This is a genomic window from Pseudomonas sp. MWU347 (genome assembly GCF_017947305.1).
Taxonomy (GTDB): Bacteria; Pseudomonadota; Gammaproteobacteria; order Pseudomonadales; family Pseudomonadaceae; genus Aquipseudomonas; species Aquipseudomonas putida_A.
In genome coordinates this window covers 24,503-47,329 of record NZ_JAFGZB010000009.1, presented here as the reverse complement: position 1 = coordinate 47,329, position 22,827 = coordinate 24,503, and the positions used below count along the sequence as shown (strand labels likewise).

Annotated in this window: 22 protein-coding genes; 12 read left to right on the top strand and 10 right to left on the bottom strand. The window is 59.9% G+C overall.

Annotation, left to right across the window (positions count from 1 at the left end; all coding sequences use genetic code 11):
* Position 1 precedes the first annotated feature (1 nt).
* Positions 2-961, bottom strand: a complete 960-nt coding sequence (locus tag KCG87_RS19430) for an aldo/keto reductase (protein ID WP_210558680.1) — start codon at positions 959-961, stop codon at positions 2-4.
* A 112-nt stretch (positions 962-1,073) separates the two neighbouring features.
* On the opposite strand from KCG87_RS19430, the gene KCG87_RS19425 reads away from it, so the two are divergent.
* The 3 genes from KCG87_RS19425 (at position 1,074) to KCG87_RS19415 (ending at position 4,015) form a co-directional block, all read left to right on the top strand.
* Positions 1,074-1,847 carry an alpha/beta fold hydrolase gene (locus tag KCG87_RS19425; protein ID WP_210558679.1) on the top strand — a complete coding sequence of 258 codons (774 nt, stop codon included), beginning with the start codon at positions 1,074-1,076 and terminating at the stop codon, positions 1,845-1,847.
* Between the two features lie 262 nt (positions 1,848-2,109).
* On the top strand, positions 2,110-2,976 hold the full coding sequence (locus KCG87_RS19420; protein WP_210558678.1) for a CAP domain-containing protein: 867 nt from the start codon (positions 2,110-2,112) through the stop codon (positions 2,974-2,976).
* Between the two features lie 607 nt (positions 2,977-3,583).
* Positions 3,584-4,015, top strand: a complete 432-nt coding sequence (locus KCG87_RS19415; protein WP_210558677.1) for a nuclear transport factor 2 family protein — start codon at positions 3,584-3,586, stop codon at positions 4,013-4,015.
* A gap of 69 nt (positions 4,016-4,084) precedes the next feature.
* Here the strand turns inward: KCG87_RS19415 and mqo are convergent, their stop codons facing one another.
* Positions 4,085-5,731 carry a malate dehydrogenase (quinone) gene (gene mqo, locus KCG87_RS19410; protein WP_135296124.1) on the bottom strand — a complete coding sequence of 549 codons (1,647 nt, stop codon included), beginning with the start codon at positions 5,729-5,731 and terminating at the stop codon, positions 4,085-4,087.
* Positions 5,732-6,264: 533 nt separating this feature from the next.
* Here mqo and KCG87_RS19405 point away from each other — a divergent pair.
* The 3 genes from KCG87_RS19405 to KCG87_RS19395 all read left to right on the top strand — a co-directional run bounded on the left by KCG87_RS19405 (position 6,265) and on the right by KCG87_RS19395 (position 8,598).
* Positions 6,265-6,696, top strand: a complete 432-nt coding sequence (locus KCG87_RS19405; RefSeq protein WP_210558676.1) for a nuclear transport factor 2 family protein — start codon at positions 6,265-6,267, stop codon at positions 6,694-6,696.
* Between the two features lie 160 nt (positions 6,697-6,856).
* The gene (locus KCG87_RS19400) at positions 6,857-8,095 is read left to right on the top strand and encodes an AAA family ATPase (protein ID WP_210558675.1); all 1,239 of its coding nucleotides are present in this window, start codon (positions 6,857-6,859) and stop codon (positions 8,093-8,095) included.
* Positions 8,092-8,598: a hypothetical protein gene (locus KCG87_RS19395; protein WP_210558674.1), complete on the top strand. Its 507-nt coding sequence runs from the start codon at positions 8,092-8,094 to the stop codon at positions 8,596-8,598. Before KCG87_RS19400 ends, KCG87_RS19395 begins: the two co-directional genes overlap by 4 nt.
* A gap of 42 nt (positions 8,599-8,640) precedes the next feature.
* Here the strand turns inward: KCG87_RS19395 and KCG87_RS19390 are convergent, their stop codons facing one another.
* A complete protein-coding gene (locus tag KCG87_RS19390) occupies positions 8,641-10,254 on the bottom strand; it encodes a methyl-accepting chemotaxis protein (RefSeq protein WP_210558673.1) in 1,614 nt (537 codons plus the stop codon).
* Positions 10,255-10,444: 190 nt separating this feature from the next.
* Between KCG87_RS19390 and KCG87_RS19385 the strand changes: the two genes are divergently transcribed.
* Both KCG87_RS19385 and KCG87_RS19380 read left to right on the top strand, forming a co-directional pair.
* A complete protein-coding gene (locus KCG87_RS19385; RefSeq protein ID WP_007962425.1) occupies positions 10,445-10,759 on the top strand; it encodes a DUF2388 domain-containing protein in 315 nt (104 codons plus the stop codon).
* Positions 10,760-10,839: 80 nt separating this feature from the next.
* Positions 10,840-11,250: a hypothetical protein gene (locus KCG87_RS19380; protein WP_246881787.1), complete on the top strand. Its 411-nt coding sequence runs from the start codon at positions 10,840-10,842 to the stop codon at positions 11,248-11,250.
* Here KCG87_RS19380 and ligD read toward each other — a convergent pair whose 3' ends face one another.
* From ligD to KCG87_RS19360, 4 genes are all read right to left on the bottom strand, one after another.
* Positions 11,251-13,869, bottom strand: coding sequence for a DNA ligase D (ligD, locus tag KCG87_RS19375; RefSeq protein WP_210558671.1), 2,619 nt, complete (start codon positions 13,867-13,869; stop codon positions 11,251-11,253). It lies immediately after the preceding gene.
* A 17-nt stretch (positions 13,870-13,886) separates the two neighbouring features.
* The gene (locus KCG87_RS19370) at positions 13,887-14,840 is read right to left on the bottom strand and encodes a class I SAM-dependent methyltransferase (RefSeq protein ID WP_210558670.1); all 954 of its coding nucleotides are present in this window, start codon (positions 14,838-14,840) and stop codon (positions 13,887-13,889) included.
* A 10-nt stretch (positions 14,841-14,850) separates the two neighbouring features.
* The gene (locus KCG87_RS19365) at positions 14,851-16,230 is read right to left on the bottom strand and encodes an iron-containing redox enzyme family protein (RefSeq protein WP_210558669.1); all 1,380 of its coding nucleotides are present in this window, start codon (positions 16,228-16,230) and stop codon (positions 14,851-14,853) included.
* A gap of 165 nt (positions 16,231-16,395) precedes the next feature.
* Positions 16,396-17,163 (bottom strand): tellurite resistance TerB family protein, encoded by a 768-nt coding sequence (locus tag KCG87_RS19360; RefSeq protein WP_134786744.1) that lies wholly within the window; start codon positions 17,161-17,163, stop codon positions 16,396-16,398.
* A 250-nt stretch (positions 17,164-17,413) separates the two neighbouring features.
* Between KCG87_RS19360 and pcsA the strand changes: the two genes are divergently transcribed.
* The gene (gene pcsA / locus KCG87_RS19355; RefSeq protein WP_098964514.1) at positions 17,414-18,136 is read left to right on the top strand and encodes a phosphatidylcholine synthase; all 723 of its coding nucleotides are present in this window, start codon (positions 17,414-17,416) and stop codon (positions 18,134-18,136) included.
* 137 nt (positions 18,137-18,273) lie between these two features.
* On the opposite strand, the gene KCG87_RS19350 is transcribed toward pcsA, so the two are convergent.
* Together KCG87_RS19350 and KCG87_RS19345 are read right to left on the bottom strand one after the other, a co-directional pair.
* Positions 18,274-19,086, bottom strand: a complete 813-nt coding sequence (locus tag KCG87_RS19350; protein ID WP_098964516.1) for a class I SAM-dependent methyltransferase — start codon at positions 19,084-19,086, stop codon at positions 18,274-18,276.
* A 30-nt stretch (positions 19,087-19,116) separates the two neighbouring features.
* The gene (locus tag KCG87_RS19345; protein WP_007962415.1) at positions 19,117-19,389 is read right to left on the bottom strand and encodes a DUF4242 domain-containing protein; all 273 of its coding nucleotides are present in this window, start codon (positions 19,387-19,389) and stop codon (positions 19,117-19,119) included.
* A 228-nt stretch (positions 19,390-19,617) separates the two neighbouring features.
* On the opposite strand from KCG87_RS19345, the gene KCG87_RS19340 reads away from it, so the two are divergent.
* Positions 19,618-20,079 (top strand): GNAT family N-acetyltransferase, encoded by a 462-nt coding sequence (locus KCG87_RS19340; RefSeq protein ID WP_210558668.1) that lies wholly within the window; start codon positions 19,618-19,620, stop codon positions 20,077-20,079.
* A gap of 44 nt (positions 20,080-20,123) precedes the next feature.
* On the opposite strand, the gene KCG87_RS19335 is transcribed toward KCG87_RS19340, so the two are convergent.
* Positions 20,124-20,387 carry a DUF2790 domain-containing protein gene (locus KCG87_RS19335; RefSeq protein ID WP_098964519.1) on the bottom strand — a complete coding sequence of 88 codons (264 nt, stop codon included), beginning with the start codon at positions 20,385-20,387 and terminating at the stop codon, positions 20,124-20,126.
* A 296-nt stretch (positions 20,388-20,683) separates the two neighbouring features.
* On the opposite strand from KCG87_RS19335, the gene KCG87_RS19330 reads away from it, so the two are divergent.
* Positions 20,684-21,424, top strand: a complete 741-nt coding sequence (locus KCG87_RS19330; protein WP_027611658.1) for a response regulator — start codon at positions 20,684-20,686, stop codon at positions 21,422-21,424.
* Positions 21,421-22,722, top strand: coding sequence for a HAMP domain-containing sensor histidine kinase (locus tag KCG87_RS19325; protein ID WP_134786746.1), 1,302 nt, complete (start codon positions 21,421-21,423; stop codon positions 22,720-22,722). The genes KCG87_RS19330 and KCG87_RS19325 overlap by 4 nt, the downstream gene beginning before the upstream one ends.
* Positions 22,723-22,827: the final 105 nt, after the last annotated feature.

The window sequence follows — 22,827 nt, the reverse complement described above, 5'->3', positions numbered from 1 at the left end:
CCTACCCCAGCAGCGCAATCAACTGGTGGCGCTGCGCATCGGTGAGCATCGGCCCGAAGCCGGCGCCAGCGTTGTCGGCCATGTAGCGCGGATTGCCGGTGCCGGGAATCACGCAAGTCACCGCCGGGTGCGACAGCAGGAACTTCAACGCCAGTTGCGGCCAGCTGTTGACCTGCACGTCCGAGACCCAGGCCGGTAACGGCTTGACCTTGAGACGGGCGAGCAACCCGCCGCCGCCAAAAGGCCGATTGCAGATCACCGCCACCCCGCGTTCACGGCACAGCGGCAGAATGCGTTTCTCCACGCCACGGTCATCGAGGGCGTAGTTGATTTGCAAAAAATCCAGTTGCTCGGCCTTGAGCACTGCTTCGACTTCATCGTAGGCCGACGGCGTGTAATGGGTGATGCCGATGTAGCGAATGCGCCCCTGTTCTTTCCATTCGCGCAGGATTGGCAGATGGCTCTGCCAGTCCAGCAGATTGTGGATCTGCATCAGGTCGATGCGTTCGGTGCGCAGCAGACGGAAGGACTGCTCCATCTGCGCGATGCCCTCCTTGCGCCCGCGGGTCCAGACCTTGGTCGCCAGAAACGCGGGTGAACGCGGTTCGTGAATCGATAGCAGCTCGCCAGTAGTTTGCTCGGCGCGGCCATACATTGGCGAACTGTCGATCAACGTGCCACCCTTTTTGAACAGCTCGTCGAGCACTGCTGGCAATAGCTTATAAGCCGGATCGCCGGGGGCAACGTCAAAGCCGCGATAAGTGCCCACGCCCACTATGGGCAACAGCTCGGAGCTGGAAGGGATGGCGCGGGTCTGCATGGTCTGGTCTCCTGCCTGGCTCGGCGAAGTGGCAGTCGGCGTGATGGCAGTGGCCAACGCCCGGTCAAAGGTCAGGACCGCCGAAACCCCGGCAGCCAGCGTGAGCAAGCGGCGACGGGAGCAACCCTCAGTGTGGCTCATGCGGGTTCCCCTGCTGCGTGAATCTGTTGCACGTTATGTGCGACGGCTGCCGGCCCGATTCGCTGGACTACACTGCGACTGCGAACACCCGCGCCCCGTTAAAGTTAGTCGAATGTCCAGAAAACTGATGTCACTCGTCGCCTTGCTCATCGCCCTCTACCTGTTGCTATGTGCAGCGCTGTTCATTTTTCAGCGCTCGCTGATCTACTTTCCCCAATCCGGCAGCGCCGTTTCCGCGCCGGAGTCCCGGATGAAACTGGTGATGCCGGATGCTGATGTCTGGGTGACCGTTCGCGAGCATGCCGGGCCGAAAGCGCTGATCTACTTCGGCGGCAATGCCGAGGACGTGTCGCGCAATCTGCCGTCGTTCAGTTCAGCCTTTCCCGACTACGCGGTGTTTTTGCTGAACTACCGGGGCTTCGGTGGCAGCGGCGGCTCACCTTCGGAAGAAGCGATTGCCGAAGATGCGTTGGCGCTGTTCGATCAGGTGTACGCCAGCCATCCAAAGATTGCCGTGATCGGGCGCAGCCTGGGTTCCGGGGTGGCGGCGCGGCTGGCGAGTCAGCGTCCGGCGGAGATATTGATTCTGGTGACGCCGTACAACAGCCTCGAAGACATCGCCGTCCGCCAATATCCGTGGCTGCCGGTGAAATGGCTGCTGAAGGATCGCTTCGAGTCGGGCCGCTATGCCGCGCACATTCGTGTGCCGACGTTGCTGTTGGCGGCCAGCGATGATGAGGTGATTCCTCTGGCCAGCACACAACGACTGCTGAAGAGTTTCCCCAAAGGCGTGGCGACGCTGCGGGTGGTGCCGGATTCGGGGCACAACTCGATTTCCGAGCGGGTGCAGTATCTGCAGTGGATGCAGGAAGTGCTTGATCGCTGATAGCCGATTATTGCGTTGGCTGAACTGGCCCCTTCGCGAGCAGGCTCGCTCCCACAGAGGTACGCATTGCCAAGGTGGGAGCGAGCTTGCTCGCGAAGACGCCAGTGCAGACAGCACAAAGTCCGGCTCGCCCCCCCCTGAATCACCCCACAAAAAAGCCAGGTGGCCAGCATGAACCAAGTGCAAAAAGCCCAGTCCTAGTGGCGCCGTATTCCGCGGCTGCCCACTTCAGCACTGTCCTTTTCCCTGAGTCTGCCGTCCCATGCGCCATGTCGTTCGCTCATCACGCTTCGTTTCGCTGTGCCTGCTGATCCTTGCCCCACTGTTCACCGAGACCACCCACGCCAGCGAGGAGCGGCAACTGGTGGCCGCGATCAACGACTACCGCGCCCATCCGCAACGCTGCGACCGCCGCCCGGCCCAGCGCCTGGCGCCACTGTCGCTGAAATCGAATCTGGCGCTACCGATCGGCTATGGCTACGGCGGTGGCTTGCGCGAGAGATTGAAGTCTTCGGGGTATTCGGCGGTGGCGGTACGCAGTATCCGCATCATTGGGGCCGGGGATGCCGAGGAAGCCTTCGAACAGCTGCAAGACAGCCACTGCACCGCCCTGCTCGACGCCCAGTATGCCGACATCGGTGTCAGCCGCTCCCGTGGTGAATGGCAAGTGGTGCTGGCGCAACCGGTGCTCGACAGTCGTGTCGGCGACAACCGCAGCGTCGGCAAGGCCTTGCTAGCGGAGGTCAACGCCGCCCGGGCACGACCACGGATGTGCGGGCGCCAACGCTTCGCCGCCGCCCGCCCCCTGAGTTGGAACGCCGCACTGGGCGCCGCCGCACAAGGCCACAGCAAAGCCATGGCCTACGGCAACTACTTCGCCCATCGCGACCCGGACGGCGACCTGCCGGCGGATCGCGCCCGGGCGGCGGGTTATCGGGGACGGCAGATCGGCGAAAACATCGCCGCCGGGCAGAGCTCACCGGCCAAGGCGATGGCCGGATGGCTGGCCAGTCCCGGGCACTGTGCCAACCTGATGAACCCGATGTTCACTCAGGTCGGTGCCGGGTTCGCCAGTGAGGCGCGCAGTGATGAGGGGGTTTACTGGACGATGGTGTTTGGTGCGCCTTGATTCGCTTGAGAGCTTTTCAGTGACGCTACTGGCCCCTTCGCGAGCAAGCCCGCTCCCACACTGGATCTGTGTTGTTCACAAATCCATGTGGGAGCGGGCTTGCTCGCGAAGAGGCCGGTACAGACACCCTCAATCGCTTGCGCCGCCTCCCGGTTCAGTCCAGTTCGGTGTGATGCGAGAAGTTACAGCGAAGTAGAAACAGCCGCGCCCTTCGATAAAAAAGGGCGCTGGAGTCTGGTGGAGTGCTGCCGGGGTCAGACCGGGGAAATCGTCGCAAGCATTCCGATCAGAATGGTCAACGTCAGAAACCCACCGAGGAAAATCGCCATCTTGTTCATGCTGCTCTCCTTAATGTTGAGCTTGCGGTGCACCGGGCGCTTCGGGATGAAGGGCTGCCGCGGGTGACCGAATTGCCGGGCTATTCTGAGCGCCTGACTGAGCCGGTTACAGAGGCAGATCCAACAGAAAAATACGGATCAGATGCCAATCTGATCCGCTCCGCCCATGCTCTGGTATTCAGATCGGCACACAACGGTTCGAGATCCACCGCTTTGAACTAGAGTGATTGCCGTCGCGCGAAGAACAACAACAATTCCAGGAGTGGTCAATGTCCGAACTGAACCTGCACCCCAACGCCGCTGAATCCCTGAAACGCTGGCACGAGATGATCCGCACCGGCAACCTCAAGGCCTTGCCCGAACTGCTCGATGCCAATGCCGTGTTCCGCTCGCCCATGGCCCACTCGCCTTACCCCGGCGCGCCAGTGGTGACGATGATCCTCAACACCGTGTTCGACGTGTTTGAAGATTTCAAATACCACCGCGAACTGGTGACTGCCGATGGTTTGAATGTGGTTTTGGAGTTCAGCGCCAAGGTGGGGACGAAAGAACTGAAGGGGATCGACATGATTCGCTTCGATGATAGCGGGAAAATTGTAGAGTTCGAGGTGATGGTGCGACCGTTGAGCGGGTTGCAGGCCCTCGGCGAAGAGATGGGGCGGCGGCTTGGTGCGTATCTGGCAAGCGCGAAACCAAAGTAGGATCAGGCGCCACAAAAAAGCCCACTGACCGTTACCGGTTCAGTGGGCTTTTGCGTATCTGGCGTCTAGTTACAGCGCCATGTCACGTGCAGCATTTTCCTTCGGTGCGTCAGCTTTTTCAGCTGCAGGTGCAGCCGGGGCAGCAGCCTGACCGATCACCGGTGGAGTTGGCAGTTCGAGGATCTTGGCGGTGTACGCCCACTCTTGTGCCACTTTGGCCGGATCGCTGTTCAGCTGGGTACCGTAGCTTGGAACGATCTGGTGCAGCTTGGCCTGCCACTCAGGGGTGGCGACTTTGTCTTTGAAGACTTTCTGCAGCACGCTCAGCATGATCGGTGCAGCGGTCGACGCGCCTGGCGATGCGCCCAGCAGGCCGGCGATGGAGCCGTCTTGTGCAGCAACGATTTCGGTGCCCAGTTTCAGCACGCCGCCAGCGGCTTCATCACGCTTGATGATTTGCACGCGCTGGCCGGCTTGCCACAGGCGCCAGTCTTCGGCTTTGGCGTTCGGGAAGTATTCCTTCAGCGCGTTCAGACGGTCTTCATCCGACAGCATCAGTTGACCGGCCAGGTACTCGACCAGCGGGTATTCCTTGATGCCGACCTTGGTCATCGGCCAGATGTTGTGGGTGGTGGTGCTGGTCAGCAGGTCCAGGTACGAGCCTTCTTTGAGGAACTTGGTGCTGAAGGTCGCGAATGGGCCAAACAGGATGACGCGCTTGCCGTCCAGAACACGGGTGTCCAGGTGCGGAACCGACATCGGCGGTGCGCCAACCGAAGCTTTACCGTAGGCCTTGGCCAGGTGCTGCTCGGCGATGGCCGGGTTATCGGTCACCAGGAACGAGCCGCCGACCGGGAAGCCAGCGTATTCCTTGGCTTCAGGAATGCCCGACTTCTGCAGCAGGTGCAGAGCGCCGCCACCAGCGCCGATGAACACGAACTTGGCGTCGGTTTCGGTCTTGGTGCCGTCTTTCAGGTTTTTGTAGCTGACGCGCCAGGTGCCGTCGGCGTTCTTGGTGATGTCTTCGACTTCACTCGACAGCTTCAGGTCGAAGTTAGGCTTGGTCTGCAGGTAACCGGCGAACTGGCGGGTGATTTCGCCGAAGTTCATGTCGGTACCCAGCGGGCTCCAGGTGGCCGCGATTTTCTGGTTCGGGTCACGCCCTTCCATCATCAGCGGGACCCACTTCTTGATCACAGCCGGGTCTTCGGAGTACTGCATGCCGGCGAACAGCGGGCTCGCTTGCAGGGCTTCGTAGCGCTTTTTCAGGAACTTGATGTTGTCATCGCCCCACACGAAGCTCATGTGCGGCGTGGTGTTGATGAACGAGCGAGGGTTCTTCAGAACGCCTTGCTGAACCTGCCAGGCCCAGAACTGACGGGACACCTGGAACGCTTCGTTGATCTCGACCGCTTTCGGGATCGTCACGTTGCCTTTGTCGTCTTCCGGGGTGTAGTTCAGCTCAGCCAGGGCGGAGTGACCAGTACCGGCGTTGTTCCAGCCGTTGGAGCTTTCCAGGGCGACGCCATCGAGGCGCTCGACCATTTCCATCGACCAGCTTGGCTCCAGCTCATTGATCCACACACCCAGGGTGGTGCTCATGATGCCGCCGCCGATCAGCAGAACGTCGACTTTCTTTGCTTCTGCAGCATTGGCGGACGACATCCCCATCGCCAAAGCCAGCCCGAGCAAGGCTGTGTTCACTTTCTTAAACATCCGTTGCACCTATGATAAAACGCCTTCCGCCCGCCGCTGTTATCTGTATGCGATCCGCTTTGATGACGCTCAGGCTCGCGTCGCAGATTCCGGCACACTTCAATTTTGACGGGTGGGCACACAAGGCCGACGTACCGCATCGACCTCAGTTAATGTCCCTTCTGAACTGACTTCTTATCATTATTGGCTTCAGCTACTTGAGCGACAGGGATTCCGTCAGCCCGCCCCAAAGGCAGGCAAACCGAATAAGGTCAAACCAAGTTGGCGCGAAGAATATCACGTCAGGGCAAACCCGCGCGTCTGTTCCCGACTTGAGAGTCTTTTTCCGCTCTGGGCGTTATCGGCCGGTTTGGGCTGAACATGATCCCATGGAGCTGTGACTGAGGCCTGCAAACCTTTCCATGACCGCGCAACCCAGCGGCTGACCGTCTACGATCATTGTTCGGTCAATCTGAAACCTGCTAAGTTGTACGATGACTGACGAACGTAATTACCGCGATCAGTTAAACCCATAAAAACAAGGAAACAGTCCCATGACCAAAACACGACTCCTGATCGGATTTCTCGGTGCATTCAACAGTTACACCATGGCCGCCCCTGCTCCGGCAGAACAAGACGTAGCCCAGGCAGTCGATCATCTTACCCAGGCGATGCTGCACAAAAATATCCCTGCGTTGAGCGCCCTGACGGCAGACAACCTGACCTACGGCCACTCCAGCGGCAAGATCCAGGACAAGAAAGCGTTCATCGCCGACATCGAAACCGGCAAAAGTGCATTCAAGACACTCGAAATGCAGAACCAGACCATCACCCTTTCCGGTGACACGGCACTGGTGCGTCATCACTTTTCGGCGCAGGCATTGAAAGGCACGGAGGTGGTACCGACGGAGATCGAAAACTTCCAGATCTGGCAGAAGCAGAATGGCAAGTGGTTGCTGATCGGGCGACAGGCATACAAGTTCTGATTGATGTGTAGCGTTCCGCCGATCTGACTCGGCGGAGCTTTTGTTCTTAGAGGAAAGCAAGTTCCGCCGACAAGCTTCACGCATTTGCTCCTCCTGTTTGCCTATCGCCCTGATATGCTGCACAGCTGTACCTACCAAGCTATTTCTCATGGAGTGTTCAATGACCCGACTACGCGTCAAGCATTTTGGCCCTATCCGCGATGGAGTTGAGAATGACGGCTGGATAGAGTTCAAGCGCGTGACCGTGTTCGTGGGCAACCAAGGCTCCGGAAAAAGCACGCTGGCCAAGCTGTACTCGACCTTTTCGTGGATAGAAAAGGCTTTGGTACGCGGGGACTACGAAAAAAAATGGTTTGAACGAAAAAACAAATTCATCAAGCCTTTTCTGACTTATCACAGGCTGGAACACTACATCTCTGATTCCTCGGAGATCGAATACGAGGGTGAGGCCTTTTCCATTCGCTATCTGCGCGGCCAACTGCATATTACTGATTCAAAAGGCAGTAATTATCATCTGCCTCAGATTATGTATGTTCCTGCTGAGCGCAACTTCATCTCGTATGTCAGACATCCTCGCGAGCTGAAACTATCCTCTGACTCGCTCAAGGAATTTTTGACCGAGTTCGATGCAGCAAAAGCCAATATGAAGGGCACTCTGTTATTGCCCATCAACCAGGCAGAACTCGAGTACGACAAATTGAACGATCTTCTCAATATTCGTGACTCCGACTACAAACTCAGGCTGGCAGACGCCTCTAGTGGATTTCAATCTGCTGTGCCATTGCATTTAGTAAGCCATTATCTGGCTAATGCTGTTCAAGTACGCAGCGAAGAGCGGCAGGAGAACATGAGCGCCGAGGAACTGGATCGCTTCAGAAAGGAGGTCGTACAAATATTTTCTATCGATTCCCTGACTGAGGAACAGCGACGCATAGCTCTTTCCGCTCTCTCGTCCAGATTCAACAAATCAGCGTTTATCAACATAGTGGAAGAGCCGGAGCAGAATCTTTATCCGCAGTCGCAATGGAGCGTTTTGCAGAGTCTCCTGCAGTTCAATAATCAGGGAGAGAACAACCGCCTGGTGATGACAACCCATAGCCCTTATGTGGTCAACTACTTGACGATTGCCGTACAAGGAAAACATCTACTGGACAAAATTCACAAGCAAAAACGCGACAAGGATCTTCTTCCTAAACTTGACGAGGTTATTCCTTCATACGCCTTGGTGGACATCAACGAGCTGGCGATTTACCAGGCAGATGAAAAAACCGGGTCAATCAAGACGCTGCCGATAGTTGATGGCATTCCTTCCGATGACAATTTCCTGAACAGATCTTTACAAGAAGGCAATGATTTATTTGACGTATTACTCGATATCGAGGAGGAGCTGAAAGGGTGAATTTTCTTGATATTCGTTGCCAGACAGGCCCGTTTACTGACGCCGAATTTGGAATACGTGACGATCAAGAGTTTCCCGTAGCCTATGTCGACGCAGGAAACCCGGAAAAATGGGTAGCTTCGGTAGTAAACCCCCTCCAAAGATCGGTTGTATTTACCGCGATTGACAAATGCGTGATCAAAGACGGGGAGGAAAAAGGACGGGAGCGTTGCGACTGCATGCTGAATACCGATGATGCCCTGTACTTGGTGGAACTCAAGGATCGAGCTGGGAGTGGCTGGCAAAGCCAAGGAATAAAACAACTAGAGTCGACTATAAAATTTTTGATTGCGGCACACGGCGAGCAATTCCTGGATAGCTACCATCCCAAAATAGCGTACGTCTGCAACAAGAAATCCCCCTTCGTCAAGCCAGAATTCAATGCGAAGAATCTTTTCGCGAAATACAATTTCAGGCTGAAAATTGAGGCGGCCATAAATGTCCGGCGAAAGGCGGATCAGTGATCGAGATGCTCAGTCCATCTTGAGCAAACACCCACAGTCGTCTCACAACCGAAACCGATCCACCGACAACGCCAACGCCCCCGCCAGACTCGACAGTTCATCGGTGGTATTGGCCGTCTGCCCGATCACTTTACTGTTGCCCTCGGACATCCCGGCGATCATTTCCACCTGATGGGCGATTTCGTTGCTGGCCTGGCTTTGCTCGCCAATGGTGCGAGTGATGTCGTTGACCAGTTGCGTGGTGCTGAGGGTGGCGTCGAGGATTTCGCGAATCGCCCGTTCGACTTCGGCCGTGACCGCCATGCCCTTGTCGACCTGGGCCACGCCGGCCTCCATGCTGCTGACCGCCTCGCGGGTGCTGTGCTGGATGCGTGCGACCATCGCAGCGATTTCCTGGGTTGAGGCACTGGTGCGTGCCGCCAGGCTGCGCACTTCGTCGGCAACCACGGCAAAGCCCCTCCCCTGCTCGCCGGCCCGCGCTGCCTCGATGGCGGCGTTGAGTGCCAGCAGGTTGGTCTGGTCGGCGATGCTCTTGATCACCTGAATGATGTTGAAGATGCCTTCGGATTCCTGATCCAGCGTACGGATCACCTGCGCCGACTGTTGCGCCGAGCGGGCGATGTCGTCCATGTCGCTGACCACCTGATGGATCACCTGTCCGCCGCTCTTGGCCAGCGACTCGGCCTGATTGGCCATGCCCAGCGCGCGTTCGGCATGACGAGTGATTTCCTCGATGCTGGCGGTCATCTGGCTGGCGGCAGCGGCCATGGTGCCGGCCGCGGCGCTTTGCTGTTGACTGCTGTCAGCGACCTGATGGCAACCGTGGCTCAACTGCTCACTCATGCCGCTGACCCCATGGGCATTGCGCCGCACGACGTCGATCATGTTGCGCAGGTCACGCTGCATGGTCGCCAGACTGCGGATCAGCGTACTGGCCTCGTCCTTGCCGGTCGGCTCGCTGATCGGTTCGCTGAGGTTGCCGTGGGCAATGCTTTGCGCGATCTGGTTTGCGGATTTCAGCGGCCCCATGATGCTGCGGGTCACCCAACGCCCTTGCGCCAATAACAGCAGCAGACTGGCGAGCAACACCACACCGAGGGCGATATTGGCATTGCGAATGGCGCTTTCGGTGGCCTGGCTGGTGTCACGGGTGTTGCTTTCGATCAGTTCGCTAAGGGCCGCCATCTGCTCTTCAAGCTGACTGAAGGCGCTGTTGAACGTGCCCAGCTCCCGTTGCGCGCTATCCGGGTTGTCCAATGCCAGGCCGACAATGCGCTCGGCCGCTGCAATGTAGGTGTCCAGGCTGGGTTTTATGTGTTCCAGCGCAGACTTGATCGTCGGATTGACCGGCAATTTGAGGTTTTCTTCCAGCACTTCGCGAAAATGCGTGGCGTGCTCGTTGATCGAGTCCCGCACCTCTGCGGCTGTGCCGGTACTTTTGCCCAAGCCGACCAGCATTGCCGAATACACGTCGGCTCGCAGCGCATCGTGCATCATGTCGGCTTCCATGTGATTGCGCAGCGCGGTCATGCTCACCGCGTTGTCGTTCACCGCTGCGGACATGCGCGTATTCCCCACATAGCTGACCAGACTCACGATCAGCGCCGTCAACAGACTGGTGGCAATCAGCAGCAGCAAACGCAATTTGATCGACACGGTGGGTTCCTCCCCTGAGGCGCGCCGGAATGCGCCTTTCAGGATTTCAGTTAAGCTTATTTGTGCAGATGTGCCGCTTCAGAGCGTTTCAGCAAGTATCCGTGTGTTCGAACGGAACTCCGGCAAAGGTCGCACCTCTGAGATTATGTAGTCCTTCCTTTTTGCTTCGCGCTTGTGGAGGAACATCGTCATGCGCAAGTTAGTGCTCATTTCTTCTCTCCTGCTCTGCCTCCCTGTCGGCTCGGCTCTGGCCCGCGTCGACGCCGGCGATGTCGCCACCTCGGCGGGCGTTTCCGCGTCGCTGTACTCGACCTTCAAGGATCACAAAATGGTGATACCGGCGCGCGACGACCTGTCAGCGTTCGTCGCCAGCGGCGGGGCCATCCGTGGGGTTTATCTTGAGTCGGTACTGCAACAGGTGCGGCACGACAACCCCGGCCTCAATGCCAGCGATGAAGACCTCGCCAACGCGATTCTGGTGCATTACGAAGGCCTGAATCAGTAGTTGCCAGGGACGCAGCGGCCGATGGACGGCAGCTGAGGGCGCATAGGCAAAACCGTCTGACGGCCTCTATGATGGAGGCCATGACGACTCTTGCGCCTCCTGCGCCTTTGCGCTCACCCTGCCCGCCCGGCGCCTGCGATTGCGGGCGCGACGCGTTGCTGGAAGCGCCGGGCACGGATCTGCGCATTCTGCGCCTGACCCGCGAGCAGGAAAAAATCCTCCTCGCCCGACTGGAACAACTCAAAGACCTCGCGGATTTGCGGCATCTGCAACAGCGCATGCACGAGCAGTTGGGCCTGCGTGTGGAGGTCGCTCCGGGGTTTCATGAGGTACGCAGCATGCTCGGCATCGAGATTCAGATCGAGGCGCTGCCGGGACTGTGCCGCAAGACCCGCAAGTCAATCCCGGCCGCGATTCGTCGGGGCTTGAACAACCACCCCGAAATCGCCTTCGAGCTGCTCAACGCCCACGACTTGCTGCGCGACACCTGATCATTTTTTCAAGCCAACCCGCTTGCGCATCTCGGCGGTGATGCTCTGGCGGGTTTTCTTCAGGTCGGCCCACGGCTCATCGCCGACTTCGTTCAGACGCTCATGGACATTGCTGATGTTCCACTGATTGCCACCCTTGATCTCCCCCACTTCTTCGCGAAACAGCGGTACCGACACCGGCAGTCCCTCACGGGTGCGCGCCGCGTAGGCACAAATGGTGGTGGCGCCCAGGCCGTTACGCAGGTAGTCGATGAAGATCCGACCGACACGATTTTTCGGCCCGGACACCGCGGAAAAGCGTTCCGGCAACAGCTTGGCCATGTGACTGACGATCGCATGGCTGAAATCCTTGACCTCGTCCCAGCCATGCTTGCGGGTCAACGGCACCACCAGGTGAATGCCTTTGCCGCCGCTGGTCTTGAGAAAGGCCTTGAGCCCCAGTTCATCCAGCACGGTGAGGGTCAGCGCAGTGGCTTCGACCATGCTTTTCCACGGCAGCGCGGGATCCGGGTCGAGATCGAGGACGAAACGGTCAGGCTTGTCCAGATCGACGGTGGTGGCGTTCCAGGTGTGCAGCTCGACCGTGCTCATCTGCACTGCGCCGATCAAGGCTTCGGCATTGTTGATCAGCATCACCGGTTGCCCGGTGACGTCCTTGTCCAGTGTGGTGATGCCGGGAATCGCCAGACGCTCGGCGTTTTTCTGAAAGAACAGTTCGCCGGCAATGCCGTCCGGCGCCCGCACCAGCGCAACCGGGCGATCCTTGAGCTGCGGCAGGATCCACTCGGCAACGCTGGCGTAATACTCGGCCAGTTGCATCTTGGTGGTGCCGCTGACCGCATCGATCACCCGATCGGGGTGGGTAATGCGCACTTTGCCGCTAGCCAGCCCCAGCTGGGACGGCGCCGGTTCGGCTTTCTTCGGCTCAGTGGCTTGCTTTGATTCTGCAGTTTTCTCCGACGAGGCAGCTTTTTTCGACGGGGTGGCTTTCGCTGAAGTCTTCACGGGTTTCGCGCGCTCCTCGGTAATCGACCTGGCCGGTTTGTCATTACGCAGACCATGGAACACGGCGTGACGTACCGAACCGTCCTTGGTCATTTCGGCGAACGCCACTTCTGCCAACAGTTTCGGTTTGAGCCAGTGCACGCCTTTGGCCTCGAAGCCGCTCGGCGGATTGACCACCGCAGCCCTCTTCACCTGCAACGGCTTGAGCTGGGCGAGGATGCTTTTCAATGTAATTTCATTGAAACCGGTGCCGACCTTGCCGGCATAGCGCAATTCGCCACTGTCGCGATCATGCAGGCCCAGCAATAACGCGCCGAAGGCACTGCGCGCACCTTTCGGATCGGTATAGCCGACGACCACGAATTCCTGCCGATGCTTGCACTTGAGCTTGATCCAGTCACTGCTGCGCCGCGACACGTAGGGCGAGCCGAGGCGTTTGCCGATCAGCCCCTCCATCTGCATCTGGCAGGCGCTGTTGAGCAGTGCGTCCGCCGTTTCATCGAAAGCTTCGGAGAAGCGCAGCAACGGCTGCTCATGCCCGCCGAGTACCGTGGACAACGCCGCGCGGCGCTCCTCGACCGGCACTTCGCGCAGGTCGACACCGTTGAGGTACGGCATGTCGAACAGGTAGTACATGATGCTGCCGCTGTGCCCGGCTTCGAAGGCGTTTTGCAACGCCTGAAAATCCGGCACACCCTGCTCGTTGGTGACCACCACTTCGCCGTCCAGCCATGCCGATTCAAGCCCCAGCTCAGCGAGGGCTTGCGCCTGTTGCGGCAGTTTGTGCGTCCAGTCGTGACCGTTGCGGGTGAACAGTTGCACCTGGTCGTGATCGATGCGCGCCATGATCCGGTAGCCGTCGAACTTGATCTCGTAGCTCCACTGCCCTTCGGGTGCGCTGTCGACCAGGGTCGCCAGTTCCGGTTTGAGCTGCGCCGGCAGTTTGGCCTTGCGCGCTCCGGTGAGCGTCCCGGATGCCGCTTTGCGCGGTTTCGCCGGGGCCTTTTTCACGGGCCTGGCTTGCTCGGCGGCGAGCTTGGGTTTGCTGATCAGGGTGCGTTCGCTGAGCACGCTGTCCGGCTCGGCGCTGAGCACATCGTAGTCGTCCTGCGGGCGCGCCGCACTGTCCTGATGTTTGATCAGAAACCAGTTTTCCTTCTTGCCCGGCATGTGCGTGCGCACCAGATTCCAGATCCCGGAGAGCTTTTCGCCTTGCAGTTCGAACTTGAGTTTGCCCTTGGCGTAGGCCTTGGCTGGATCCTCCTGCGGAATCCACACACCACGATCCCAGACGATCACATCGCCCGCGCCGTAATGCCCCTCGGGGATGCTGCCCTCGAAGGTCGCGTAGTCCAGCGGATGGTCTTCGACGTGCACCGCCAGACGCTTGACCTTGGGATCGAGCGACGGGCCCTTGGGCACCGCCCAGCTCTTCAGCGCGCCATCGAGTTCGAGGCGAAAGTCGTAATGCAGGTGCGAAGCGTCGTGCTTCTGGATGCAGAACTGCAGCGCATGCTCAGTGGCCTTGCTGCGGCCACGACGCTTGACGGCAGCGGGCTCCGAGGTCGCGGAAAAATCGCGCATGCGGTTGTAGTCGTCGAGGTTCCTGGTCATGGCGCACCTGCCTTGTGTCAGCCAATGCGGGTCACGGTCAGCGCGACCACGGCGATCCGGTCCACGCGCTGGTAACCGGGGTTCAACAACTCTTCACCGAACACGTCGGGATCCAGTTCGCGATAGGTCCAGCCGAATCGCGTCGAATCCAGACGTGGCACCACGGTGTCGAAAAACGGATCGCGGCCATCGACCATCGCCACGCCGGTGTACAACAGCAACGAGCCACCGGGGGCCAGCCGATTGAGCGCCTGCTCGACGATGCGCAGCGACAACCCCGCACCGAGCGAGCCGCCGCCATGCCGATAGGCACGACCGGCCGGATCGGCCATGTACGGCGGGTTGGCGACAATCAGGTCGAAGTTGCCTTCGGTGCCCTGCAGTACATCACTGGACTGCACCTGGACATTGGCGACCTCGGCCAATGCCGCGTTGATCGCGGTCAGGCGCAGCGCGGCGGGATTGATGTCCACCGCCAGCACTTCGGCTTCACGCCGTGCGCGGGCAATCAGAATCGCGCCGACGCCGGCACCGCAACCGATGTCCACCGCGCGCTGAATCGGCGCGAAGCTCTGCTGCAGATGCGCGTGTATCAGGTTCGCAAAACGGTAGGTGTCCGGGCCGAAAAACACCGAATCGGCGGCATCGGTTGGGAAGCCCGAATGCACGAACAGCAGGTCATCCAGGCTCGACCAGCGCACTCGGCTTTTCAAGCGGCCGTCGTAGACGTCAATCACTTGAGCCTCCTGCAACTGCCGCTGTTCATCGGCGGACAACAGGCCCGGTTCGAACGGACGCGACCAACCGAACACGTCGCGCAGGGTATCGGCGACCTGCCCTTCGTCACGCTGGTTGACGCGCTGATGGGTCAACGGCGTCGGCGTGATGAAACGGTAGCCGTCGGCCTGCAAGCGCCGGCCGAGTTGCAGCAGCGTGAGGTCGTTGGCGGACAGTTGTTCTTCCTGATTCATGGAGATTTCCTTAGCGCAGACTGGATTTGAGTTCGATAAAGCGACGTGTCGCCAGCAGCCCCGCCGGGTGGGCATGGCGGGCCGGTGACAACCATGGGATCAGCGTGGCCATTTGCGCGTGTCCGTCCTGACCTTGCAGCGCAGAAGTCAGGCGTTGTACGTCGGGATCGTGTTCGGGCACGGCGGCGTCCGGGGTTGCCACCTGACGGCTGCGTCGTGGCGCCTTGCGTTGGTCGGATGGCGTCCAGTCACCGGCAATCCAGTCGTGCAGCAGCTGCTTTTCATACGGACTGAATACGCCGAACATCGCCGCACCGTCGCCGTCAATCAGTTGCCAGAAACGGCTGGCTTGCGGATCTTCGTTGCGTTTGATCCAGCCCTTGTCCTGCATCGCCTGAAGAAATCCGGGCAGTTGCTCGGGCGTGGCCAGCCATTGATTGACGGTTTTGCCTTCGAAACGGCAGTAGTCGGAGTGCATGTGCTGACCGAACGGGCGCTTGCGCTCGAGCATCGCCAGCACTTCCTGCTCCAGGTCAAAACCCTCGATGATCGCGCGACTGCCCTGCCCCAGGTCATTGAGTCGATAGCCCAACGACACCCGGCGCAGAAATTCGCCGCGATCGGCTTCCAGCGGCAGCAAGTCAAGTACCGACTGCACGGCCTTTTGCGCATGCCCGGTGCTGGCGTTGTCGATGGTCACATGCAGGGTGAAGTAGTACGGATCAATGCCCAACTCGCTGAGTTCATAGGCGCTGATCAGCAAGTGCAGCGGCAGTTGTTCGTAGCCGAGGTTGTAGCCGATCACCTCCGGCAACATGCTTTCGCCACAGGCACCGAGCGCCAGTTGCAGTGCACCTTGCAGGTAGCGTTCATCGGCAATCGCGCTGGCGTCCTGCAAACCGTGCTCAGCGAGCAGTTTGCGGTAGATCACTACGTGGTTTTGCGCCGGATTGCCGTCGCCCAATTCTTCCAGATAGGTACACAGCAACCCGTCGAAACGCGGGTCGCGCCACTGCGCCAACAAACCGTACAGCCACGCGCCATCGACCAGTTTGGTCGGCGCCACCGCTTGCAGAAAGTACAACGCGTGAGCCTTGTTGCGGAAGAACTGGCGCGGTCCGCCGGCCTGGCGCTGTTGCAGGTAATCGGCGTACTGCCGGGCAACTTCTGTGCAATGTTCGGCGACCCAGCCTTGCCACGCCGACGGATCCTGCGGAAGTTCTTCGGGCAACAGCGCGGCACGCTGCAACTGCTCGGCGAGAAAATCCTGCGCGAGGGTTTCAGGCGCATCCTCAAGCAGCAGTGCCTCATAAATACGCCGCAGATCGCCGTCGGCAGTGATGGGCTGTTGCTGCGCGCTCGGCGCCTGCAGAGGGGTCAGGGCAGTCATGTGAGTGTTCTCGTTCGGTTGGCCGGTCAGGGCGTTGTTTCACGCCTCTACATCAGCAGAGCAACCGCTACGGAGAAAAATTCAATCAACATGAAAATCGCCCTGACGGACGGAGCATCGCGGTCCCGGCAAGGGCTGCTCGATACCGCGATTTTTGACGGTGCTTCAGGCCTGACCTTTGGCCTGAGCCTCCAGGTGCACCTGCAATTGCGGGGCGATCTGCAGCGCGGCAGCCAGTTCATCCAGGTAGTTGCGTTCGGCGTCTTGCTGATCGTCCACCAGGATCACGCTGACCAGGTACATTTCGGCGGCCGTCGCCGGGTCGCCGTTGGCCGCCTCGGCTACTTCGTTCGCATCCAGCGGTTTGGCAACTTCAGCGTTAAACCATTGCTGCAATTCTGGATCGTCGGTGTGTTTGCCAATCTCTTCATCGATCATCTGCCGTTCCCGGTCATCGATCTCACCATCAGCCTTGGCTGCCGCGATCAGCGCCCGCAGCACAGCATGCCCGTGCTCCTCGACTTCGGGCCCGGCCAGCAGATTTGCGGTTGGCGGAATCTGTTGTGGCGCCGCCGACGCCTGACTGCGCTGCCAGGCCTGATACGCCTGGAACGCCATCATTCCCAACGAGGCCAGTGCCGCATAATTGGTGCCGCCGGAACGACTTTGTGTTCCGCCGCCACCGAGTGCCCCACCCAGCGCGCCGCCCAATCCACCGCCGCCACCGCCGCCAAGTAAACCACCCAGCAAACCACCCAAACCGCCCAGCCCACCGGACTGCGCGCCACTGGCGCCTGTACTCGCGCCGCCACCCAACAGACCGCCAAGCAAACCGCCCAACCCACCCAGCCCACCGCCGGCCGAACCAGCACCTTGTTGTCCCGCCGAGGCCTGGCCCCGCAGCAGTTGTTCGAGCAAATCGCTGGTGTTCATGATCTCGTCCTCAGCCATTGGCAATAAATGCGTCAGGCAACAATAGACCGCCGACGCCGGCGCGCCAGCACCGTCTGGCTGACGCTGGCAGATTTCGCCGAGGTATTTTTTGTGCGGGCAGCTAAGATTCAAAGGTGGTGAACCTTATCCCGGCCAAACCGGTCGATAGCTGCAACCCCGACCCGGTTTGCCGGCGCCCTTTGCCCAAGGGTGATACCCGGCATGCTTCATTTTTCTGGAGAACGCCCCTGTGATATCGACCGTACACATCGCCAGGCTCAAAGCATGGGGCGCCCATGGTTTTACCGCGACCGGCGTGGTCACAGCCTTTCTGGCGACCCTCGCCCTGCTGGAAAACCAGCCGACTCATTGCCTGATGTGGCTGGGCGTGGCATTGATCGTCGACGGTCTCGACGGAGCGCTCGCGCGCAAGGTCAATGTGCAGTCGGTGCTGCCGAGTTTCGACGGCTCGATCCTCGATCTGGTGATCGACTACCTGACCTACGTGTTCATTCCGGCGCTGTTCATCTATCGCTACATTCCCCTGCCCGACTACACCCTGCTGCTGAGCGTGTCGCTGATTCTGGTGTCGTCGCTGTTCTGTTTCTGCAACGTCAACATGAAGAGCAAGGACAACTATTTCGTCGGTTTCCCCGCCGCATGGAACGTGGTCGCGCTGTGCCTGTACATCATCAATCCGGGGCCGTGGATCACCTTTCTGACCATCATCGGTCTGGCGCTGCTGACCGTGACCCGCATGAAGTTCCTGCACCCGTTCCGGGTACGCCGGTTCATGCCGATCAACATCGCGGTGACGGCAATCTGGCTGCTGTGCAGCCTGTCGCTGGTGCTTAATCACCCGATGATCAATCCGCTGGTGATGGGTTTGTGGTTGCTGGCGTCGGCGTACTTTCTGGGGATCTGCATCTGGCGTACGGCGCTGGAATGGGTTGATGGGGCGCACCTGAAATAGGCCCGATCACCATACACAAAACCTGTGGGAGCGGGCTTGCTCGCGAATGCGCCTGTCCAGTCAATAATTCTGTCTACTGATCCACCGCATTCGCGAGCAAGCCCGCTCCCACAGGGGTTTTGCATGGTTCTGAACATTCAGCGCTTGGTAATGACCACCTCCAGATACTCGCTCGGCACCACCAGCGACTTCTCTCCCACCCGGTTCGAGCGGTTCAGCAGATCCGCCAGATCACTCTCCAGCGCCTGCCCGCTTTCCGGCGGCAATGCCGCGAAGGCCTTGTGCACTGGCCCGTACCAGTGACGGAAAATGTCGATGAAATGCGCCGCCGAGCGATAGCGGAAATTGAAGGTGCGGCGGGTGACCTGCAGCAGAAATTCGCGCTCATTGAAGTGGCTGTGCAACCACGCTTCAGTGCCCCAGTTCGACGGCGGCTGGGCCACGGCGGGGGGTGGCACGTGGCGACCGAGAACCTTGAACATCTGGCCGACGAAACCTTCCGGCGTCCAGTTCGCCAGACCGATGCGCCCGCCCCTTCGGCAGACCCGCGCCAGTTCCGCTGCGGCAGTCGCCTGATCCGGGGCAAACATCACGCCAAAGGTCGACAGCACCGCGTCGTAACTCTCGTCGGCGAACGGCAACGATTCGGCATCGGCGACCTGAAAAATCACATCAAGATGCTCGGCCCGCGCCCGATCCTGTCCCCGCTCCAGCAGCGCCGCGACATAGTCGGTCGAGGTCACCTGACAACCACGTCGCGCCGCCGCCAGTGTGGCGTTGCCATTGCCGGCGGCGACATCCAGCACCTCCTCATCGCAGTGCAGGTCGCAGGCCTCGGCGAGGTTTTCGCCGACGATCTGCAAGGTGGTGCCGATCACCGCGTAATCACCGCTGGCCCAGGCGACTTTCTGGCGCTCTTTCAGACCCGTCAGATCAATGGGAGTACTCATCAATCGTGCTCCGCAGCAGGTAGAAGGACTTCATTCGGCCGTGGTCGGGTCGATGACCGTCATCACCCGCGCCACGCTGTTGGCCGGGAATCCACCCAGCCTGGCGTGCTCGCGCACCTGCTCTTCGTCAGGGGCGATGTAGACGCAATAGATTTTGTCGGCGGTGACGTAACTCTGCAGCCACTGCACCTGTGGCCCGAGTTCACGCAACACCTGGCAGGAGGTTTGCGACACGGCTTGGAGTTCTTGCGGCGACAGCTTTCCGGCCCCTGGAATCTCGCGTTCAATCACGAATTTCGGCATGGCAACCTCGCGTTCTTTTTATCAGTGACAGGGCCGACAGTGGCCCTGCTCATCCACTATCGCGCCGAGGGTCGATGGCGTCCCTGCCAATCGTCCGAAGAGCCGGCAAAACAACGGCCGGGCCGATGAGTGGCGGCTTTTTGTAAAGGCCTCGAGACACTCCGAGATTGCCATTGCATGGGGCAATCGGCTTTTATGCCTTCCCGTCTTCCGTGAATGGATTCCATCATGTCCCTGCGTTTTGAATGGCTCGTCGATCACCCGCAGCACAGCGACACTTACGCCGCGTGGATTCACCGCCAGTTCGCCTACGAATATGCCGAGCAACCCTTGGCCGATTGGCAACGCGAGTTCGCTGCCGGCCAGGACAATGGCGACTGGTCATGCCTGATTGCGCTGGACGGCGAGCGTCTGCTCGGCGGTGCGGCGCTGGCCCGGGCGGATCTGGCCCTGCGTCCGGATCTCGGCCCGTGGCTGGCGTGCGTGTTTGTCAGCCCGCAAGCTCGTGGCCAGGGGCTGGCAGAGCGGTTGATCGATGGCATCAGCCAGACGGCGAAACAGCGCGGCTTCGCGCGTTTCTATCTGCACACGCAGAGCAAGCAGGACTACTACGCCAAACGCGGCTGGACAGTGCTGGAGCGCTTTCGCGCCTGGGACAACGAGCAATGGCTCATGGTGCGCGACCTGTGAGCCATTGATATGCGCGGGCGGTGACTGTCGATGCATCTGAGCACTCAGTTCTGGTTGTTACAGCCATCGGCAAATTTGCGGTAATCCAGCACCTGGGTTTTTCCGGCCGAATCCAGGTACATCATGCGCGCATCGATAATGCCGCAGGTCACCGAGTTGTCCTCGGTCATCGACAGCACTTTCTGGATGTCCAGGTGCGTGCCGTAGGTGTAGGTGTGCGGGCTGACATCGGCTTCGGCCCGGGCCGACAGGGTGCAGATGTTCAGGGCGGCGAACAGGCAGGCGGCGACAACGGTTTTGTGCGTCATGGTGGTTTCCTCAAGGCTTGTATGGGTTGAGCCGAGGCAAGTTGTGTGGGCCTCGATGGAGCCTATTTGAGGCGCGTGAGGTATCGCGTCTGTGTCAGGAAACGGCCGCTATCAATCACTGTGTATCCCCACCGCCCGGAGATACACAGCGATACAAAACCCTGAAAAAATCGCGTTTTTGCATGTGTGTGTATCCGCCATTACGCCAGATACACTGCAATACAAACCCGGGCAGGCAAGCCGGCGCAGGCTCGATAGACTGCATGGCATTGCCCTTTGATAGAGGTTCTGCACCGATGGAACATGTCGATCACATCCTTATCGTCGACGACGACCGCGAGATCCGCGAGCTGGTCGGCAATTACCTGAAGAAGAACGGACTGCGCACCACCGTGGTCGCCGATGGTCGGCAGATGCGCAGTTTTCTCGAAGCCAACACCGTCGACCTGATTGTGCTCGACATCATGATGCCCGGCGATGATGGCCTACAGCTGTGCCGCGAACTACGCGTGGGCAAACACAAGGCCACGCCGGTGCTGATGCTCACGGCGCGCAACGATGAAACCGACCGCATCATCGGCCTGGAAATGGGCGCCGACGATTACCTGACCAAGCCGTTCGCCGCCCGCGAACTGCTGGCGCGGATCAACGCGGTGCTGCGGCGCACACGCATGCTGCCGCCGAATCTGGTGGTCACCGAAAGCGGTCGCCTGCTGGCCTTCGGCCGTTGGCAACTGGACACCTCGGCCCGGCATCTGCTGGACAATGACGGCACACTGGTAGCCCTCAGTGGTGCCGAATACCGCTTGCTGCGGGTGTTCCTCGATCATCCACAACGGGTGCTCAGCCGTGATCAGTTACTCAACCTGACCCAGGGCCGCGAAGCCGATCTGTTTGATCGCTCGATTGATCTGCTGGTCAGCCGTTTGCGCCAGCGCCTGCTTGATGATGCGCGTGAGCCGGCCTACATCAAGACCGTGCGCAGCGAGGGTTATGTTTTTTCGCTACCGGTGGAAATCCTCGGGGCCTCGGCATGAGCCTCAAGCTGCATTGGCCACGCACCCTGGCTTCGCGGTTGTCGCTGATCTTTCTGGTCGGGCTGATCCTGGCCCAGGCCCTGTCGTTTGGCGCGCAGTATTACGAGCGTTTCCAAAGCGCCAGAAGCACCATGCTCAGCAATATGCAAAACGACGTTTCGACGTCGGTTGCAATCCTCGACCGCTTGCCGGCGCAGGAACGCCCTGCCTGGCTGCCACGACTGGCTCGCACCAACTACGATTATCGGTTGAACGACGGCGATCCCGGCGCCCCGCTCGACGCCGAGGAGGTACCGGTGGCCGCGACCTCGATCAGCAGTGCGATCGGTGGCGCCCATCCGCTGTCCTTCAGCCGTTTTTCCGCAGAGAAAAAACACTTCCAGGCCCATTTGCGCCTCAGCGACGGCAGCCCGTTGACCATCGATGTGCGCCCGGCCATGCCGCCGCTGTCGCCGTGGCTGCCGGGGGTATTGCTCGGGCAATTGGCGCTGCTGATCGCTTGCACCTGGCTGGCGGTGCGCATTGCCATACGCCCCCTCGCCCGCCTCGCCAATGCCGTGGAATCCCTCGACCCCAACGCGCACCCGGTGATGCTCGACGAACACGGCCCGACCGAAGTGGCCTACGCCGCACGGGCCTTCAACGCGATGCAGGCGCGGATCGCTGCGTATCTGAAGGAGCGCATGCAACTGCTGGCAGCGATTTCCCATGACCTGCAAACCCCGATCACCCGCATGAAATTGCGCGCAGAGTTCATGGACGACTCGGTCGAGAAAGACAAACTGTGGAACGACCTCGGCGAGATGGAGCATCTGGTGCGCGAAGGCGTGGCGTACGCTCGCAGCATCCACGGCTCGACCGAGGAAAGCCGGCGCACCGATCTCGACTCGTTCCTCGACAGCCTGGTGTTCGACTATCAGGACATGGGCAAGGACGTGCAGCTGAGCGGCAAGAGCGCGGCGGTGATCGATACCCGTCCCCAGGCCCTGCGCCGGGTGCTGGTGAACCTGACCGACAACGCACTGAAATTTGCCGGTGCCGCGCAGTTGCAGGTCGATATCGACGACGGTCTTTGCATCAAAATCCTCGATCGCGGGCCAGGCATTGCCGAAGCCGAGTTGCAACAGGTCATGCAGCCGTTCTACCGGGTGGAAAACTCGCGCAACCGCAGCACCGGCGGCACCGGCCTGGGCCTGGCCATCGCCCAGCAACTGGCCATGGCCCTCGGCGGATCACTGACCCTGAGCAACCGCGAGGGCGGAGGCCTGTGCGCGGAGTTGAAATTGCCCCTGCGCTGATCCCCACATTGGAATTTGCATGGAGCACAAACACTGCATCTTGCCCCAGCCCGACTAGACTGATTCATGCCCCAGTCGAGGGGGATTGCAGGACGACGTCAGCTG

Coding starts and splice junctions, on each gene's coding strand:
- KCG87_RS19400 (WP_210558675.1), top strand. CDS start 6,857: ATGACCCGACTACGCGTCAAGCATTTTGGCCCTATCCGCGATGGAGTT.
- KCG87_RS19405 (WP_210558676.1), top strand. CDS start 6,265: ATGACCAAAACACGACTCCTGATCGGATTTCTCGGTGCATTCAACAGT.
- KCG87_RS19335 (WP_098964519.1), bottom strand. CDS start 20,387: ATGACGCACAAAACCGTTGTCGCCGCCTGCCTGTTCGCCGCCCTGAAC.
- KCG87_RS19345 (WP_007962415.1), bottom strand. CDS start 19,389: ATGCCGAAATTCGTGATTGAACGCGAGATTCCAGGGGCCGGAAAGCTG.
- ligD (WP_210558671.1), bottom strand. CDS start 13,869: ATGACCAGGAACCTCGACGACTACAACCGCATGCGCGATTTTTCCGCG.
- KCG87_RS19340 (WP_210558668.1), top strand. CDS start 19,618: ATGTCCCTGCGTTTTGAATGGCTCGTCGATCACCCGCAGCACAGCGAC.
- mqo (WP_135296124.1), bottom strand. CDS start 5,731: ATGTTTAAGAAAGTGAACACAGCCTTGCTCGGGCTGGCTTTGGCGATG.
- KCG87_RS19380 (WP_246881787.1), top strand. CDS start 10,840: ATGACGACTCTTGCGCCTCCTGCGCCTTTGCGCTCACCCTGCCCGCCC.
- KCG87_RS19385 (WP_007962425.1), top strand. CDS start 10,445: ATGCGCAAGTTAGTGCTCATTTCTTCTCTCCTGCTCTGCCTCCCTGTC.
- KCG87_RS19430 (WP_210558680.1), bottom strand. CDS start 961: ATGAGCCACACTGAGGGTTGCTCCCGTCGCCGCTTGCTCACGCTGGCT.
- KCG87_RS19420 (WP_210558678.1), top strand. CDS start 2,110: ATGCGCCATGTCGTTCGCTCATCACGCTTCGTTTCGCTGTGCCTGCTG.
- KCG87_RS19365 (WP_210558669.1), bottom strand. CDS start 16,230: ATGACTGCCCTGACCCCTCTGCAGGCGCCGAGCGCGCAGCAACAGCCC.
- KCG87_RS19325 (WP_134786746.1), top strand. CDS start 21,421: ATGAGCCTCAAGCTGCATTGGCCACGCACCCTGGCTTCGCGGTTGTCG.
- KCG87_RS19415 (WP_210558677.1), top strand. CDS start 3,584: ATGTCCGAACTGAACCTGCACCCCAACGCCGCTGAATCCCTGAAACGC.
- KCG87_RS19350 (WP_098964516.1), bottom strand. CDS start 19,086: ATGAGTACTCCCATTGATCTGACGGGTCTGAAAGAGCGCCAGAAAGTC.
- KCG87_RS19425 (WP_210558679.1), top strand. CDS start 1,074: ATGTCCAGAAAACTGATGTCACTCGTCGCCTTGCTCATCGCCCTCTAC.
- KCG87_RS19360 (WP_134786744.1), bottom strand. CDS start 17,163: ATGAACACCAGCGATTTGCTCGAACAACTGCTGCGGGGCCAGGCCTCG.
- KCG87_RS19370 (WP_210558670.1), bottom strand. CDS start 14,840: ATGAATCAGGAAGAACAACTGTCCGCCAACGACCTCACGCTGCTGCAA.
- KCG87_RS19330 (WP_027611658.1), top strand. CDS start 20,684: ATGGAACATGTCGATCACATCCTTATCGTCGACGACGACCGCGAGATC.